At 67.2% G+C, this 15,275-nt stretch carries 11 protein-coding genes and 2 pseudogenes; 9 read left to right on the plus strand and 4 right to left on the minus strand.

Annotated elements, in window-relative coordinates; all coding sequences use genetic code 11:
• Nucleotides 1–25 precede the first annotated feature (25 nt).
• Nucleotides 26–256, plus strand: a pseudogene (locus tag JOF56_RS61115) (IS982 family transposase); the annotation flags it as partial.
• On the opposite strand, the gene JOF56_RS37000 reads toward JOF56_RS61115, so the two are convergent.
• Entirely contained in the window at nt 255–1,304 is a 1,050-nt protein-coding gene (locus JOF56_RS37000; protein ID WP_307855422.1) for a 5'-methylthioadenosine/S-adenosylhomocysteine nucleosidase, read from the minus strand. The pseudogene JOF56_RS61115 and the gene JOF56_RS37000 overlap by 2 nt on opposite strands.
• A gap of 66 nt (nt 1,305–1,370) precedes the next feature.
• Here JOF56_RS37000 and JOF56_RS37005 point away from each other — a divergent pair, with 66 nt between their 5' ends.
• Nucleotides 1,371–3,794, plus strand: coding sequence for a P-loop NTPase family protein (locus tag JOF56_RS37005; protein ID WP_209644076.1), 2,424 nt, complete (start codon nt 1,371–1,373; stop codon nt 3,792–3,794).
• 1 nt (nt 3,795) lies between these two features.
• Here JOF56_RS37005 and JOF56_RS37010 read toward each other — a convergent pair whose 3' ends face one another.
• The gene (locus tag JOF56_RS37010) at nt 3,796–4,674 is read right to left on the minus strand and encodes an alpha/beta fold hydrolase (RefSeq protein WP_209644077.1); all 879 of its coding nucleotides are present in this window, start codon (nt 4,672–4,674) and stop codon (nt 3,796–3,798) included.
• Between the two features lie 85 nt (nt 4,675–4,759).
• On the opposite strand from JOF56_RS37010, the gene sigJ reads away from it, so the two are divergent.
• The 3 genes from sigJ (at nt 4,760) to JOF56_RS37025 (ending at nt 7,860) form a co-directional block, all read left to right on the plus strand.
• Complete coding sequence (gene sigJ, locus JOF56_RS37015; protein ID WP_209644078.1) at nt 4,760–5,656, plus strand: RNA polymerase sigma factor SigJ; 897 nt, start codon at nt 4,760–4,762, stop codon at nt 5,654–5,656.
• A 79-nt stretch (nt 5,657–5,735) separates the two neighbouring features.
• Entirely contained in the window at nt 5,736–6,908 is a 1,173-nt protein-coding gene (locus JOF56_RS37020; protein ID WP_209644079.1) for an NAD(P)/FAD-dependent oxidoreductase, read from the plus strand.
• Nucleotides 6,909–6,918: 10 nt separating this feature from the next.
• Nucleotides 6,919–7,860, plus strand: coding sequence for a sigma-70 family RNA polymerase sigma factor (locus JOF56_RS37025; protein ID WP_209644080.1), 942 nt, complete (start codon nt 6,919–6,921; stop codon nt 7,858–7,860).
• 20 nt (nt 7,861–7,880) lie between these two features.
• Here JOF56_RS37025 and JOF56_RS60335 read toward each other — a convergent pair whose 3' ends face one another.
• Nucleotides 7,881–10,253 (minus strand): salicylate synthase, encoded by a 2,373-nt coding sequence (locus JOF56_RS60335; protein ID WP_307855423.1) that lies wholly within the window; start codon nt 10,251–10,253, stop codon nt 7,881–7,883.
• The gene (locus tag JOF56_RS37040; protein ID WP_209644081.1) at nt 10,250–11,044 is read right to left on the minus strand and encodes a class I SAM-dependent methyltransferase; all 795 of its coding nucleotides are present in this window, start codon (nt 11,042–11,044) and stop codon (nt 10,250–10,252) included. The genes JOF56_RS60335 and JOF56_RS37040 overlap by 4 nt, the downstream gene beginning before the upstream one ends.
• Nucleotides 11,045–11,304: 260 nt before the next feature.
• Here JOF56_RS37040 and JOF56_RS37045 point away from each other — a divergent pair, with 260 nt between their 5' ends.
• The 4 genes and pseudogenes from JOF56_RS37045 (at nt 11,305) to JOF56_RS37060 (ending at nt 15,241) form a co-directional block, all read left to right on the plus strand.
• Nucleotides 11,305–11,568, plus strand: coding sequence for a hypothetical protein (locus JOF56_RS37045; protein ID WP_209644082.1), 264 nt, complete (start codon nt 11,305–11,307; stop codon nt 11,566–11,568).
• Nucleotides 11,519–12,109: pseudogene (locus tag JOF56_RS59675) on the plus strand (ketoreductase domain-containing protein); the annotation flags it as partial. The gene JOF56_RS37045 and the pseudogene JOF56_RS59675, both read left to right, overlap by 50 nt.
• On the plus strand, nt 12,107–12,400 hold the full coding sequence (locus tag JOF56_RS60340) for a carboxymuconolactone decarboxylase family protein (protein WP_307855816.1): 294 nt from the start codon (nt 12,107–12,109) through the stop codon (nt 12,398–12,400). The pseudogene JOF56_RS59675 and the gene JOF56_RS60340, both read left to right, overlap by 3 nt.
• Nucleotides 12,401–12,763: 363 nt before the next feature.
• Complete coding sequence (locus JOF56_RS37060) at nt 12,764–15,241, plus strand: helix-turn-helix domain-containing protein (RefSeq protein ID WP_209644085.1); 2,478 nt, start codon at nt 12,764–12,766, stop codon at nt 15,239–15,241.
• Nucleotides 15,242–15,275 lie beyond the last annotated feature (34 nt).

The following is a 15,275-nucleotide window of genomic DNA, read 5'->3' on the forward strand; positions in this document are numbered from 1 at the left end:
GCCGGTCGGGGTTCCGGACATGTCCAGGCAGGCCGGGCCCTTGCTCAAGTGCGTGATCCGGATACTCGCGGTGATACCGGCCTCTGGACCGGCACCACCTGGATCACCGACTCGACCCCGGTGGAATGCGCCCGCTCCCGCGACACTCTCCGACGCTCGGAACTGGGCTGGCTGGGCAGACTACTGCTCCAGCCACTCCAGATTTTTCTGGGGCCTGCGCCTGCATCTGATCTGCGCACCAGCCGGGCTACCTATCAGGTCTCGGGACGATCGGGCGGCGGCCGGCTCCAGGTCACCTGGTTGCCGGTGCCGATGACGAGCTGCCCGGAAATGTCGCCGCCGACGCCGATGCTGATCCGGTCCGATGCGGGTGGTTGCTTCGGTTTGCCAGGCTGCCCGGCGTTGCCGAACCTGGTGAGCAGTGCCAAGGCGAACTCGGCTGCGTGGGCTGAGGCCAGCTGCTGTGAGCCGGACGCGTCTGTGACCTCTTTTTGTCCATCGGCTCGGTCGCTGATGCCGCGAATGGTCAGGAGCGGCAGTGGACCGTTGAGATGTGCTGCTTCGGCTGCGCCTGCGCTTTCCATTTCAATTGCGGCCACGTCGTTGTAGTGCCGGCGGATAAGATCGACAAGTGGGCCGGTTGGCGTGTCGAGTACGACATCACCAGCGGCGATCGGCCTGAAGTGGATCGAATAGGGAGGATGATCGGCGGGGTGTGGTGAAAAGTGGCACCACCATCGAGTACGTGACAAATACCGGGCATGTTGGAGCAGTTCGTGCGGGCTGTCCCACGCGCGTGGACGAGTAAGGAACTCGCCTGGCTCCGCTTTGCCGCCGTGGTAGCCGTAGACCCGGGTGGCGACGACCACGTCACCGAGCTCGATGTCGGTATGCAGTGCTCCGGCGATGCCGATGAAGAGCGCGATATTCGGGCGGAACAAAGCATTCGCCCGCTCGACGAGGACTGCGGCGGCGCGGTTGCCCTCGCCCGCGGCGGCGATCGCGACCCGCGTCGACGTGCCCGGCACGGTGCCCGTCTCGAAATGTGTACCGATCGGGTGAACCTGCGTCCGTATGTTGATCAGATGTGCTCGGATGGCGGAGTATTCCAGATCAAGAGCGGTCAACAGTACGGCATCGACATCGCCGTTCATATCGGACATGGACTCACAGTACATCCCGCTGCGAACCCCGAATTCGTGCGACGTATGCTGCTGGCCCTTCGATGCTGATACCGAGTTGGCGAGGAATTTGCGATGCCGGACGATTCCGCGACAGGAATTGGCAGTTCTGGGGGCGGCCATGGATCAATTGATCTGCGGGTCGGTGGTTCGACAAATGGTCAGACTGTCGTCGGTAGTAACAATGTTGTGATCAATGCGGAGGGCGGTTCTTCGGTGGTCATGCGCACTGGCGGGCCACCGCCGGTCGCGCGCAGGCGGCGGCCGGTCAGCAGGCCACTGCCTGGAGTGGGCCGGAAGTTGCTGGGCCGCGACGAGGTGGTGGACCGGATCGGCGCCACGCTTGAAAATGGCACGCCGGTACAGCTCGTCGGGGCTCGCGGGAGCGGCAAGACGGTGCTGTTGCGCGAGATCGCGGTGCGCGCCGTAGCCACCGGCCGGGACGTCGTCTTCCTCACCGCGGCCGGGATGCCCGTCGAGGACGTCGTGCAGGAGCTGTTCCAGTATTGCTACGACGCCGACGACTACCGGCCGGAGCCGGACCGTCTGCGCCGCCTCATGGGGTCGATCCAGGCCCTTGTGGTGGTCGACGACTTCGAGGGCAGCGGAGAAGACCTGCGCACACTGCTCGACGCCATGCCGTCCTGTGACTTGCTCATCGCGTCGTCGCAACGTTGTGCCGCAGAGGCGTGGGTGGCGGTGGAGATCGCCGGACTTCCCCATGAGGCCGCGCTCGAGCTGCTCACCGAGGAGTTGCGGCGCGCCTTACGCCCGGAGGAGGGACCATCGGCGCGGGAGTTGCTAGAGGCGACGATGGGGCATCCGGGAGCCTTGATCCAGACAGCCGCTGCCATTCGTGCCGCCGGTGAAGTTGTCGGGACCACACCGGCTGTGCTCGCGGCGGCCGTCGGCGCCCGCTTGTCGGAATCGGCGCGCCTGGCACTCGGTGTGCTCAGCACGTTGCCGGGCCTCGGAGTCAGCGCCCAGTTGCTGTCGGCACTGGCGGGCGTCGCTGTGGACGACCGGGTGCTCTCCGAGCTTTTCGAAACGTGCCTGATCGCGCCCGATCCGTTGGGATACAAGGCATCCGGTGAGCTTGCCGAGCTGGTGACCGAGCGGGCCGGGACCAGGGCGAGTGGTGCTGGACTCGCGGAGCGGCTCGTGCCGTGGGTACGTGCCTCATCGCTGCAGGCCGTTGTCGATGCCGCGCCCGTGATACTGCGCGCGTTGCGGATGGCCGCGGCGGAGGGCCGGCACGAAGCGGTCCGGGATCTCGCAAGGGCCGCCGCGCCGGTACTCGGCCGTACCTTGCGCTGGGGTGCCTGGCATGAGCTGCTCACTCTTGGCCGGACCGCCGCCCAGCGGCTTGGTTCCGCAGCCGACGAAGCGTACTTCGCGCACGAACTCGGTGTGCGCCGCCGCGCCCTCGCCGTCGGTGCGGCAGTGGGCGTTACAGTCGGCGCCGCTGTCGTCGTGGGCGCAACCCTCGGCGCGGCTGGGGGTGAGGCAGCAGCCGGAACCGGAGCGGGCAAAGCCGTTACTGGGTCGAAGTCGGCGATTGCCGGCAAGCCGTTGGTGATCGGTGGAGCCACAGCCGCAGTGGCCGCCGCGATTGTCGCTGCGCTCGCTCTGAGCGGCGGTCCTAAGCCAAGCGGTAGTCCTCCCGGCGCGGCGCCGAACGAGGCTGGTGTCAGCTCGATACTCGAACAGCCGATCACCCCGGCGCCGGACGGAAGTTCGCCTTCCGTGGCCGTCGTTCCGAACAATGAACCACAACCCCACACCGATTCGGGTCCACCCCCGACGCGCGACTCTTTTCCCGTGGGGCAGCGCTCCTTCGGAAAGACCGTCCACGCCAACGGGTACGCTTTCAAGGTCAACTCCGTTCGGGCGTACCGGGACAGCGGAACCCCGCGTCTTGACGTGGACATGCTGGTGACCAACGAGTTGTGGAGTGTCCCGAACCCGCCGCCGTGGCCGATCGTCCAGCAAGGTGGTCAGGCTTATCAGGGTGTCGCGTCGCAGGCGGAGTCATATCCGCTGGGAAAGGCGGTACCGCGTCGGCTCGACGTCGACGTTGAACCGACGTTCACCTGGGACGACGCGGTGCTGCTCTTCCCGCTCTTCGGCGGCCGCGCCGAACCTGCCAGCATTCCGTTGGGTGGCAAGGGAAAATCCGTGGAACTGGCGCCGAGGACAGTGACATTCCACAAGACCGGGCTCCAGTCGGGTGCGGTGCGCCTGACGATGCAGTCCGGGCTGTTGCGCGGCGACGCGGCCCTCGGCGCGGACGGGGAGGACAACCGCAACGAGAGTCTGGACATGCGTGGGCTGGATCCGGGCCAAGCCGGGCTGAGGGTGTCCTTCTCCTTCGAAGGCAACCCAGGCCCGTCCGGCTTCCACTTCGGCACGGACGCGTTCACGCTCAAGCTGCCCAACGGCCGTGTGCTGCGCCCCGAACACGGGCCGAACGTCGCGGTGTACCCGGACAGCAAAAGCTATTCGCGGCTGGCCATAGCAACCCAGGTCGATCTGCCGGCAACGGGGACATACACGTTGACGATGATCGACGGGGACGGACCGCCGGACAGCCTCACGTTCACCGTCGGCTGATTCAGTGACCCGGCTGGGCAGTGGCCGGATGCCATCGGGCGATGGCCGCGGCCACCGCGGCCGGGTTGTCGCACATGGGGAAGTGCAGGCCACGCGGGATGGTCTTCTGCTCGATCTGTGGCAACCGGGTGTGCCACTTCGGCTGGAACCGCAGGTAGTCGCTCCAGGCGCCGAACACGCTGAGTGACGGTCGGTCCCGCAGGTATTCAAGTGTGGTCTCTGCCTGCCGGAAGACCTCGCTGTCGCGGGCGGCGTCGCGGAACAGCCGGTGCATGGTCCGCCTGGCCGCACGGTCCATACCGTTGCGGAACACCTTGCGGCTTGGGCGGTCCAGATGCCTGCCCACCCCGAATCGGGTCGAGGTGGCCGCGGGCAGGAATGCGGTGAGGGCGTCCAGTTCGCGCATGGCCACGCTGCCGAATACCCGGAGCATGCTGGGCAGGAGGATGCCGGTCGGGCGCCAGCCGAATGTGTTGGCCGCGACGAGCCCGTCGAGCCGGTCGACGTGCGCCGCCGCGGCCGCGAGTGCGGCGACGCCACCCAGATCGTGCAGCACCAGGGTTATGCCACGCAGGTCCAGGTGGTCGATCAGGTGACCGGTGGTGTCGCGGACGGCCGTGAGGGTTTGCAGGTTGGCCGGGACGCGGTCGGACAGGCCGCTGCCGAGGGGATCGAAGGTGACGCACCGGAAGGACGACCGCAACCGGCCGATCAGGTCGCGCCAGACGAACTGCCACATACCGGCATGGCAGAACAACAAAGCCGGGCCGTGACCCACATCGGTGTAGGCCCCCCGGTACTGCGCCATCGGCAGGTACTGGATCTGATAGGGCCAGACCGTCTCGGGGAGCCACGTGGGCCGGGGATGAAGGTTTGTCATACCAGGCAAGGACGGCGGGGGCCGGCGCGATGTGACATGGTGATGCGATGTCACATCGCCGCGATCCGGTTCGTCCAGTACGGGTATGACCGACGAGTTCGATGACGTGTGGCGCCGCGACCGCCGCCGGGTGCTGGACGTCGCGTACCGGATGCTGGGCAGCGTCACCGACGCCGAGGAAGCGGTGCAGGAAGCGTTCCTCCGCCTGGCACGCCAGGGTTTGGGCGACCTGGCCGATGCCCGTGGCTGGCTGATCACCACCACGGCACGGATCTGCCTGGACCGGCTGCGCGCCGAGAAGACCCGGTCGGCGTATGTCGGGCCGTGGCTGCCCGAGCCGGTGGTCGATCTGCCCGGCGGAGGCCCGGACCCGGCCGACCGGATCACGATGGACGACTCCGTCCGGATGGCGCTGCTGATCATGCTCGAGTCGCTCAGCCCTGCCGAGCGGACGGCCTTCGTGCTGCACGACGTGTTCGGTCTGAGTTTCACCGAGGTAGGCGATGTCGTCGGCCGCGCGCCCGCCGCCTGCCGGCAGTTGGCCAGCCGAGCCCGCCGCCACCTGCACGGCCGGCCACGGTTCCAAGTGGACTCAGCCTTGCGGCGGCGCGTCACCGAACGGTTCGTCGCGGCGTGCCGCAACGGCAACCTCGACGAACTCGTGGCAGTCCTCGACCCGGAGGTCACGGGCGAGTTCGACTCCGCTGGCCTGATCCCCGGCGCACCACTTGCGGCGGTAACCGGCTCCGACGAGGTCGCCAGGACATTGGCCGCGACGTTCATCGGCGTACCAGCCGTTTTCGAGGTCGCCGACGTCAACGCCGCACCTGGGGTTCTGGTCCGGCTGGGTAGCCGGGTGGTCACGGTCATCTCGCTGGAGATCAGCGACGGCCGTGTGGCGGTGCTGCACGCCGTCGGCAACCCCGCGAAACTGTCCAGGCTCAACCGCCCCGCACGTACTCAGGACCAGGCGCCGGGGTGACCCGCGTCACTGGTCGATCCTGTCAGGAATTCGAGGGCTGTCTCGTTCAGGGACCACGCGAACCAGACAGGAGCCAACCATGCACCGCATCGTCGTACTCGGGGCCGGATACGCCGGAGCCTTCTCCGCTGGGCGCCTGGCCCGCCGACTGCACTCCGACGACTTCGAGATCACCGTTGTCAACGCCGAACCTGATTTTGTCGAGCGGCTGAGGCTGCACCAGCTTGCCGCCGGGCAGGATCTCCGCCACCGCCCGCTGGCGGAGGTGTTCGCGGGCACCGGAATCCGGCTACGGGTGGCGCGGGTGACCGACATCGACGTCGAGCGCCGGACCGTCACGGTCGTTGACGGCGAGGGGATCGACGGCCTCGAATACGACACCCTCCTCTACGCGCTCGGGAGCACCGCCACCGTCGATGTTCCGGGCGTGGACGAGCACGCCTTCCACGTGGCCGCGCGGCCGTCCGCGCTGCGCCTGCGTGCACGCCTTGATGAGCTGGGTGAGGACGGGAAGGTACTTGTAGTCGGCGGCAATCTGACCGCGATCGAAGCGGCCACGGAGATCGCCGAGTCCCGTCCAGGACTTCGGGTCAGCCTCGCCACCCGCGGCGAACTGGGCGGTTGGCTGGGCCCGAAGGCCCGCCGTCACCTGCTGCGCGCCTTCGACCGGTTCGGGATCACCGTGCACGAGCACACCGCCATCGAGCGCGTCGAGCAGACGGAGGCCATCGCCGCCGACGGCACGGCTTTCGCCTCTGACGCGACCGTGTGGGCAGCCGGCTTCGCTGTCCATCCGATTGCCGCTTCCAGCGGCATCGAGGTGGTACCCAACGGTCAGATCAGGGTCGACCGTCAGATGCGGTCGGTCTCGCACCCGGATGTCTACGTTGCCGGTGACAGCGCCTTTGTCATCGGCGAGAACGGCCGGCCGTTGCCGATGTCCTGCGCTTCCGCCGGAGCCACCAGCAACCAGGCGACGGCCGCGATCATCGGGGACCTGACCGGGCGCAGGATCTCGTCGGCCTCGCTGGCGTATGTCGGCAACCACATCAGCCTCGGCCGGAACGACGCGATCTTCCAGCTGGTCGACGGTGACGTGCGGGCGAAGCCGGGTGCCCTGTGCGGCCGGACGGCCGCGCGCGTCAAGTCGGCAATCCTCAGTACCGCCGCCTGGGCCATGAGTCACCCGAACTTCGGAATGCCGAGTCACAGGTACCGTTTGGCCGCCGCCCACGACTTGGTCGCTGCATAGAGTCGGGCTCATGGACACTGCCACCGTGGCGCGTTTCGAGGCCAGCCGGAATCGGCTGGCCTCGATTGCCTACCGTCTGCTCGGCTCGGCCGCTGACGCCGAGGACACGGTTCAGGACGCGTTCCTGCGGTGGCAGGCCGCCGACCGGGAGTACGTCGAGGTGCCCGAGGCGTGGCTGACCAAGATCGTCACCAACCTGGCGCTGGACCGGCTCCGTTCGGCCAAGGCACGGCGTGAACGCGCGGTCGGCGCCTGGATGCCTGAACCGCTGCTCGACGGCGACCCGATGCTGGGCCCGGCCGACACCGTCGAGCAGCGTGAATCGGTGACGTTCGCGGTGCTGATGCTCATGGAGCGGCTGTCGCCGGTCGAACGGGCCGCTTACGTGCTGTACGAGGCCTTTGCCTACAGCCACGCCGAGATAGCCGGGATTCTCGGCATCACCGAGTCGGGAAGTCAGCAACACACCCACCGGGCCCGGCGCCGAATCGCCGCCGCCCGCAAGGGCACCGGCATCGACCACGCCTCCGCACGCCGGATCGTGGCGGCGTTCGTCGATGCCGCGTCCTCAGGCCGGACCGAACGCCTGGTGGCGCTGCTGACCGAAGACGCGACCGGCATCTCCGACGGCGCCGGGTTCGGGCTGGCCGGGAAACTGCTCCGGTATCCGACCCCGGAGAAGGTCGCCGGTGTGATGCGGGCCGGCTTCAAACCGTCCGAGGCCAAGCGGAGACTCGCCGGTGGCTCACCCTCGATCCATGCCGTCGTGATCAACGGCTGCCCAGCCATGCTCGCCGCGCTCGACGACCGGGTTCTGGGCGTCGTGATCCTTCAGGTCCGTGACGACAAGATCGCAGGCGTGTGCGGCATCGCCGCCCAGGACCGGCTCGGTCGTCTCACCGAGCAATGGCAGCGGCAGGAACACGATGTCCCGCTGATCGAATCCTGGTGACCAGCCGTGGCCGAACAAGGTCAAGGCTGGTCGGCAGGGACGAGGTGGGGCGCGACGCTGCGGAGTTTTTCGCATGTTTCCTCGTATTCCCGTTCGGGTCGTGATTCGGCGATGATGCCTGCTCCGGCTCGCAGCCATTGGTGGCCGTCTTTTTCGAAGATGGTGCGTAGGGCCAGGCCTGCGTCGAGTGTGCCGTCGCTGGATGCGGTGAGGACGGCGCCGGCGTAGAGGCCGCGTGGGGTTGGTTCGGTCCGGACGATGTAGTCGCGTGCTGCGACTTTGGGGATTCCTGAGGCGGTGACGCCGGGATAGACGGCTTCCAGTGCGTCCCAGGCGTTGTGGTCGCCGGAGAGGCGCCCACTCACGCGTGACGCGAGATGCTGCACGGTGCCGCGCTCTTTGACTGACAACAGTTCGTGGGCGGCGACCGAGTCGAGTATGCAGACGCGCCGCAACTCCTCGCAGGCCACTTGCACCGACAGGGTGTGTTCGACGAGTTCTTTAGGGTCGCTGAGCAACTCTTGGCGCAGCCGCAGGTTCTCCTGTGCGTCAGCGCCGAGTGCTCGGGTGCCGGCCAGTGGCTGGGTCGAGACGATCCGGTCGGCGCCGGCTTCGAGGACTGTTTCGGGGCAGAAGCCCGCCGCGGTGATGCCGCCCATCTTGATCAGGAAGGATCGGGCCGGGGTGTTGGCTGCTCGTCCGCGTAGGTAAGTGCTGGAGATGTCGACAGTGGACGCCAGGGGAACACGCCGGGACAGAATCACTTTCTGCAAGCCACCGCTGCGGATTTCCTGGACGGCTGCGGTGACGGCGTCGCAGTACCAGTCGCGGTCGGTGCTGAGGTCCACTGTGACCGAGCCGGTCGGGCGTGCCGGGAGGTCGGCGGCGAGGGCTCGGCGGACGGCGTGCCGTATGTGGCTGTCGGCGCAGGTGATCAGTGCGGTGTCGGTCGAGATCCGTACCTCGACCTGGGGCACGATCAGGCGGGCGAGTTCGCCGCTTTGGCCTGGCTGGCCTGCTTCGAATGCGATCCAGCCGTAGGCGGTCCATCTGGGCATCGGCAGCCCGGCCAAGGCGTCGCCGAGGGCCCGCAGCGGTCTGGACTTCCAGTCCCAGGATTGCTCGTCGCGGTGAACTCGTGTCGCGTCCAGGGCGACTGTGGCCTGGACTCCGCCTGCCACCGTCCAGATACCGTTCCGTTCGTACACCATGTACGTGTCGAACAGGCCGGTGTCGACCAGGCCGACCGCGCGTTCGGCCGGTGAATCGGTGATGCTCACCGCCTCGGTCCGCACCCGCCGGGACACCTGCCCGCCGGGCGCCCGGCGTCGGGCGGCCGAGGCTTGGCTCAGTTCGGCCAAGATCTCCGCGGTTGCAGGCCAGCTCAGGCAGGAATCGGTCACGCTCTGCCCATGCACCAGGGCCCGGCCGGGCGCCGGTTGCTGTCTGCCGGGCAACAGGAAGCTTTCGAGCATGACGCCACGGATTGCTTCGTCGCCGTCGGCGATCTGCTGGGCGAGGTCGCGGGCGACGGCTGCTTGGCGGTTGTGGTCCTTGCCGCTGTTGCCGTGGCTGGCGTCGATGACCACCCGTTCGGGCAGGGAAGCCGAGCGCAGCAACCGCCTGGCCTCCTTGACCGCCGCCGGGTGGTAGTTCGGCCCGTCCGCGCCGCCGCGCAGGACGAGGTGGCAGTGCCGGTTACCGGTGGTCCGTCGGATGGTGACACGTCCGTGCGGATCGATGTCGATGATGGCGTGACCTTGTTCGGCGACCATGACGGCGTTCACGGCCGACTGGACGCACCCGTCGGTGCGGTTCTTCATGCCGACGGGCATGGTGAGCCCACTGGCCAGTTGGCGGTGGGTCTGGCCTTCGACGGTTCGCGCTCCTATGCATCCCCAGGCGGTGAGGTCGCCGAAATAGCTGGGCGACAACAGGTGTAGCCATTCGGTGCCGACTGGGAGGCCGCGCTGGGCGATTTTCGCCATGATCGAGCGGGCCAGGCGGAAACCGTGCATGGGGTCCGGCGTGCCGTCCAGGGCGGGGACGGTGGACAGGCCGGGCCAGCCTGCCGCGGTTCTGGCCTTCTCGAAGTAGGCGCGCATCACCACGACCAGGTCGTCGGACAGTTGCCTGGCCAGGGCGGCCAGGTGGTCGGCGTAGTCGAGTGCCGAGTCGTGGTCGTGGATCGAGCAGGGGCCGACGATCACCAGCAGGCGGTCGTCGGTGCCGTCGAGCACCTCGCGGATCGAACGCCGGGCCCGGCGCACCAGGTCCGCCGCGTCGTCGGTGAGAGGTACCAGCTCCCGCAACGACGCCGGGCTGATCATCGGCTCGTGATCGTCCAGGGCCTGAAGTGCCCGCGGTGCGACGATGTGAGTGTTGGTGGTCATCTCTCGCGCCTGCCGCAGGCGCTGACCATGGGGTACGACTGGACCGCGAACCGAGGATCCTCCAGCAGGGACCAGAGCAGGTGGAGATCCTCCGCCGGCACGCCGTGGCCCTGGATCCGGTCGGCCAGTTGCGTGGTGTTGGCGTGGTGCAGGCTCGCTCCCGCACTGCCGCCGGGCCAGGCCATGGCGAACGTGGTGGACGAGACCTCACTGAGCCCGGCCCGCACGAACTCACCGAACAACTTCCGTCCCCACGTCACATCGGCCCCGGACTCGGTCAGCGACTCGAGAAATCCGGCATGCACCCGCTCGAAGGTCACTTCCGCACCCTCGTAGGGAGTCATGAGTACGGGGGTCCACGAGCAGTCGAACTCGTCCAGGACAAGCCATCCTCCTGGCCGCAGTGACCGGACCAGGCGTTGCAGGACCGCACGTCGTTCGGGCAGATGCAGCAGCACAAGGCGGGCGTGGATGAGGTCGAACTCCGCTTCCGGCAAGGCATCGTTGACCACGTCGTGCCGCAGCACCTGGACGTTCGGACAGGCCAGCAGCCCGGGAGCCAGCTGACCGGGCGCGATGTCGGTCACGGTGACCCGGCCGTCCGGCCCGGTCATGTCCGACAGCCAGAGCGCGATCGAACCACCGCCCGCACCGATCTCCAGGCAGTTCCATCCGCCGGCCAGTCCGGTTCGCCGCAACGAATCCCGAGTCGCGGTGTCATAACAGGATTCGAGGGCGTTGAAGCGTTCAACGGTTTCGCCTGCCGCGTTGTCGAGCGCGTACCCGTGCATAGGATTGGTCCTTTGTCGCCTGTCGCAGTGGAACATCGCGATGCCGGAAGGATCAATCTATAGTGGACAGTCGAGTGCGGGAAGGCCTTCGCCCGTCCGGGCATCCCCGTCCCTCATGTGGGTGACCTGGCCCGGTGACAGTGTGAATTGGCATGAATCACCCGGTCGTTGGTACCCGGTAGTGGACTGTCGGACGTTCCAGGGTTGTGGTTACGTGGTCGTCGATCGCGTTTTCACCCACAGTCCAGGGAGTGGCGGCGATGACGGGCATCCTGCAGGCGCTGTCCGGGGTAGTGCATGGTCCGGTCTCGCCGCAGTTTCGTGAGCGGTTGCACCAGATCTTCGGCCACGAGCTGTTCGCGCCACGCGAAGGCCTGACCTACCAGGAGAAGGTCCGGCTGACCTATGACCAGTTGAAGCTGGTCAACAGCATGACACCGGTTCGCCGAACTGGCCGACCGGGTCCGCGAGGGCATGTATCCCGCGCTGCCGCACCGAACCTTTCCCGTCGACCGGATCTCTGACGCGTTCGGTGTGCTGCGGCATTCCCGGCACATCGGCAAGATCGTCATCACCTTCGAGGAGGCCCCTCAGGCCGTCGCCGAGCCGCGGCCCCCGGCGCTCGACCCGGACGGCACATACCTGATCACCGGCGGCACGTCCGGCCTTGGCGCGGCCACTGTGGACTGGCTTGCCGCACGCGGTGCGAAGCACATTGCCTTGGTTGGCCGTGGGGCTCTCGTTGCGCCGGACCATCCGTCCGTGACGATCACCACCTACGCCGCGGACGTCTCCGACGAATCCGCGATGCGGCAAGTCATCGCCGACATGGACCACCCGTTGCGGGGTGTGGTGCACGCCGCCAACTTGTTGGCAGACTGACTGTTGGCCAACCTCACCCCTGAGAAGATCAAAGCCGGGCTCGCCGCCAAACTCGGCGGCGCGGACGTGCTGGACCGCATCACTGCCGAACACGACCTGGACCTGTTCGTCATGTACTCCTCCATCAACGGGGTATACGGGTACATCGGCCAGCTCTTCGCCGACGTGGCCCCGGATTTCGTGGACCACATCGTGGACTTCGGGTTCGGCGAGATCTACGCCCGGCCAGGCCTGCAACCGGCCGAACGCCAGATCGCCGCCGTCGCCGCCCTGACCGTGATCGGCAACCAGTGGAGCCTGCGCAACCACATCGAGATCGGCTTGCGCGCAGGCATGTCCCCGCAACAGATCGTCGCGGTGATCATGCAGACCATCCCGTACGCCGGCTTCCCCAAGGCCGCCGAAGCCCTGCTCCTCGCCCGCCAGATCTTCGACGAGCACACAATCCCTTCTCTGGCCGAAGAACCGTCATGAACCCTCTTCACTGCGCTGAGGAGGACTCGGCGCGGCCGACTTGCGCTCGCTCGGGCGCCGGAATCTGAGTAATGCGCTCGTCAGATTGGCTGCCGCGGCGGCACAGCCGAACGTGCTGCCGACTACTTCGATGACACTGATCCAGTGTGACATCTGAACTCCCAGGTGCCGGTGCGGTCAACGGGCTTGGATGACCGCGATGACAGCAGCGGCACATGAGTTCCGGCCAGGTTCTCGGAGGAACCCGGAGGGATGTCGCGGGTGGCGGGCCGCGAGCAGCAGGCCGGAGTCACGCTGGGCTCGTCTCGTAGGCTTGCTGCCGGAGGCTCGGAGGCCCACGTCGGACAGAGAAGGTGTCACGGGATGACCTCGTCGGCTGGGATTCCCGGTATCGATCCGTCTACGGTGCGCACGCCAGCCGACCTGGCTGCCTGCCTGAATGAGCTTCGCAAGCAACGTGGTCTGTCCTACGAGCAGATGGACAAGGCGGCCCGCAAACTACAGGGCGAGCCTGGTCGGCGCTGGGACACGCTGGGCAAAAGCACCGTGGCTGAGATCGTCACGGGCAAGCGGCTGCCTGCCAAGGGAAAGCTCGAGACCTTCCTGGCCGTGTGTCAGGTGCCGCCCGTCGAGGCCGCCCTGTGGGTGGCAGCGTGGAACCGCGTGCGCCGGCCTCGCGTCGTGAGGCCTGTGGGTGCTCTGCGCGTCGGGCAAGCGTTGCCTCGGCGTCTGGGGGTGCACGCGGCGATCGAGGTCGAAGGTTCCACCAGCGAGCTGCCGGACTACGTCAGTCGTGATTTCGACCAGCGTCTACACGCTGCTCTGGCGGACGGCAGTGAGCGCGGGGGCTTTGTGCTTCTGGTCGGTGACGCCTCGGTTGGTAAGACTCGTGCCTTATTTGAGGCCGTCCGGGTGACGCTCCCAGAATGGTGGTTGGTGTACCCCGCGGACGCGGGTGCGATCCGCGATCTGGCTCAGGCGCCGGTGCCCAGAACTGTGGTCTGGCTGGACGAACTCCTCCGCTACCTCGGCGCACCGGATCCCCTGACCGCCGCTACCGTGCGGACGCTGCTGTCGGCCGGTCTGGTGGTTGTCGGCACGCTCTGGCAGGACGACTACCGCATTCGCATAGCTCAGCGCGATCAGTCGGCTAATGATCCTTACGCCCCGGATCGGGACGTGCTCCGGCTCGCCGAGGTCTTCGATGTCCCGGACGAGTTCACCAGTGCCGAACGGGCGCGCACCGAGCAACTGGCGGTCAGTGACCGTCGGTTGCGTGCTGCGATCGAGAGCACCGACGCCGGAGTGACCCAGGTACTCGCCGCCGGGCCGGAGCTGGTCCGCTCGTGGGAGATGGCGTCGGATCCATATGGCAAGGCCGTTATTACCGCGGCTGTCGACGCCCGTCGTCTGGGCGTCACCGTGCCGTTGACTGAGAGTTATCTTGCTGCGGCTGTGCCTGGATACATCACCGCGACGCAACGCGCGGTGGCGTCGGCCGACTGGTTCGAGCGCGCCCTCGCCTACGCCACCACACCGCTGCGCGGTGCCGCGCGGGCACTGAGCCCGATCGCCGACGAGGCAATGGGTGTGGTCACGGGCTATGTCGCCGCTGATTTCCTGCTGCAACGAGCGCGACGGACCCGACGCGTCGTGTGTCCGCCCAGTAGTACGTGGCGAGCCCTGTGTGAGCATTGCTGTTTCGGGGTGGAGGAGCTGAAACGGCTTGGCCAGGCCGCTGAACTGCGGATGCGTTGGCGGGAGGCCATTGCCTTCTACCGAAGGCTGGCCTCCGACGGTGGATGGGAGTCCACCGTCAAGCTGGCCGAGCTTCTGGCGAAGGACGGCTGCCATGCCGAGGCGATTGCGCTTGGCGAGCCCTGGGCCGACAGTTGGTCGCTCGGCGCGCAATTTGCCGATTGGTTGGTCAAGGCCGACCGTATCGACGAACTGCGTTCTCGTGCGCTTGCCGGCGAGTGGCCGGCCAGCAATCGGCTTGCCCAGGTTCTGGCCAAGCGGGGACAACTTGACGAGGCGATCGCGCTTGTCCGCCCATTCGCGAGTCACGAGAACTGGACAAGAGAAGGTGTGCTGGCCGACTTGCTTGTGTCCCGAGGCGACGCCGACGAACTTCTTGCCCGTGGCCAGGCGGGAAGCCGGCCCGCGACCGGGCGGCTGTCGAACCTGCTGGCCCGGCAGGGGTACCTCGACCAGGCGATCGAGGTGCTGGTTCCGTATGTCGAAACCGAACCCGGCATCGCGGAGCGCGTTGTGCAGCTGCTCCTCGAGCAGGAAAAACTCGACGAGGCAGTCGCAGTGCTGAGGCGCTTCGCCGACGCCGGGTCCGGAACCGCGGTGGAGCAGATCGTCGACCTGCTGATCGACTACGGCCGACGTGACGAGGCAATCGAGTATTTGCGGGAATGTGCGGCCGACGGCAACTGGAACGCGCGGCACCGGCTGCCCCAATACGGTCCACGTGAGCAGCTGCAGGCGAGTGCTGCCAATGGTGATCGGCACGCGTTGAAACTCTGGGTCGATCTGCTCATCGAGGAGGATCGTCTCGATGAGGCGGTCGAGGCGTTCCGGTCGCACATGGATACGGCTGAGTCCGCTGGTATGTGGTGGTTGCCAGGAGATCTGGTCAATCTGCTTCACGCATTCGGTCGTCTGGACGATCTCAGGCTTGAAGTCGATGCGGGTACCGAAGGCGCCGCTGACCGACTCGCCCAGCTGCTCGATGGCAAGGGCAGCAGCGATTCCTTCGGGCCGCGGCCGCCGCGGCCGCCGCGGCGGCCCAGAAGCTGCTACCGCGGCTGGATAATCATGCCGCCACACTGACAAAGCGGGTTTTCAGTCGCGGGACAGGTCTCGC

The sequence above is a fragment of the Kibdelosporangium banguiense genome (assembly GCF_017876405.1).
GTDB classification, from domain to species: Bacteria; Actinomycetota; Actinomycetes; order Mycobacteriales; family Pseudonocardiaceae; genus Kibdelosporangium; species Kibdelosporangium banguiense.

What these genes read in the sequence shown, in the direction of transcription:
- JOF56_RS37010 (WP_209644077.1), bottom strand. Translation starts at nt 4,674, where the DNA reads ATGACAAACCTTCATCCCCGGCCCACGTGGCTCCCCGAGACGGTCTGG.
- JOF56_RS37045 (WP_209644082.1), top strand. Translation starts at nt 11,305, where the DNA reads ATGACGGGCATCCTGCAGGCGCTGTCCGGGGTAGTGCATGGTCCGGTC.
- JOF56_RS37025 (WP_209644080.1), top strand. Translation starts at nt 6,919, where the DNA reads ATGGACACTGCCACCGTGGCGCGTTTCGAGGCCAGCCGGAATCGGCTG.
- JOF56_RS37000 (WP_307855422.1), bottom strand. Translation starts at nt 1,304, where the DNA reads ATGGCCGCCCCCAGAACTGCCAATTCCTGTCGCGGAATCGTCCGGCAT.
- sigJ (WP_209644078.1), top strand. Translation starts at nt 4,760, where the DNA reads ATGACCGACGAGTTCGATGACGTGTGGCGCCGCGACCGCCGCCGGGTG.
- JOF56_RS37040 (WP_209644081.1), bottom strand. Translation starts at nt 11,044, where the DNA reads ATGCACGGGTACGCGCTCGACAACGCGGCAGGCGAAACCGTTGAACGC.
- JOF56_RS37060 (WP_209644085.1), top strand. Translation starts at nt 12,764, where the DNA reads ATGACCTCGTCGGCTGGGATTCCCGGTATCGATCCGTCTACGGTGCGC.
- JOF56_RS60335 (WP_307855423.1), bottom strand. Translation starts at nt 10,253, where the DNA reads ATGACCACCAACACTCACATCGTCGCACCGCGGGCACTTCAGGCCCTG.
- JOF56_RS37020 (WP_209644079.1), top strand. Translation starts at nt 5,736, where the DNA reads ATGCACCGCATCGTCGTACTCGGGGCCGGATACGCCGGAGCCTTCTCC.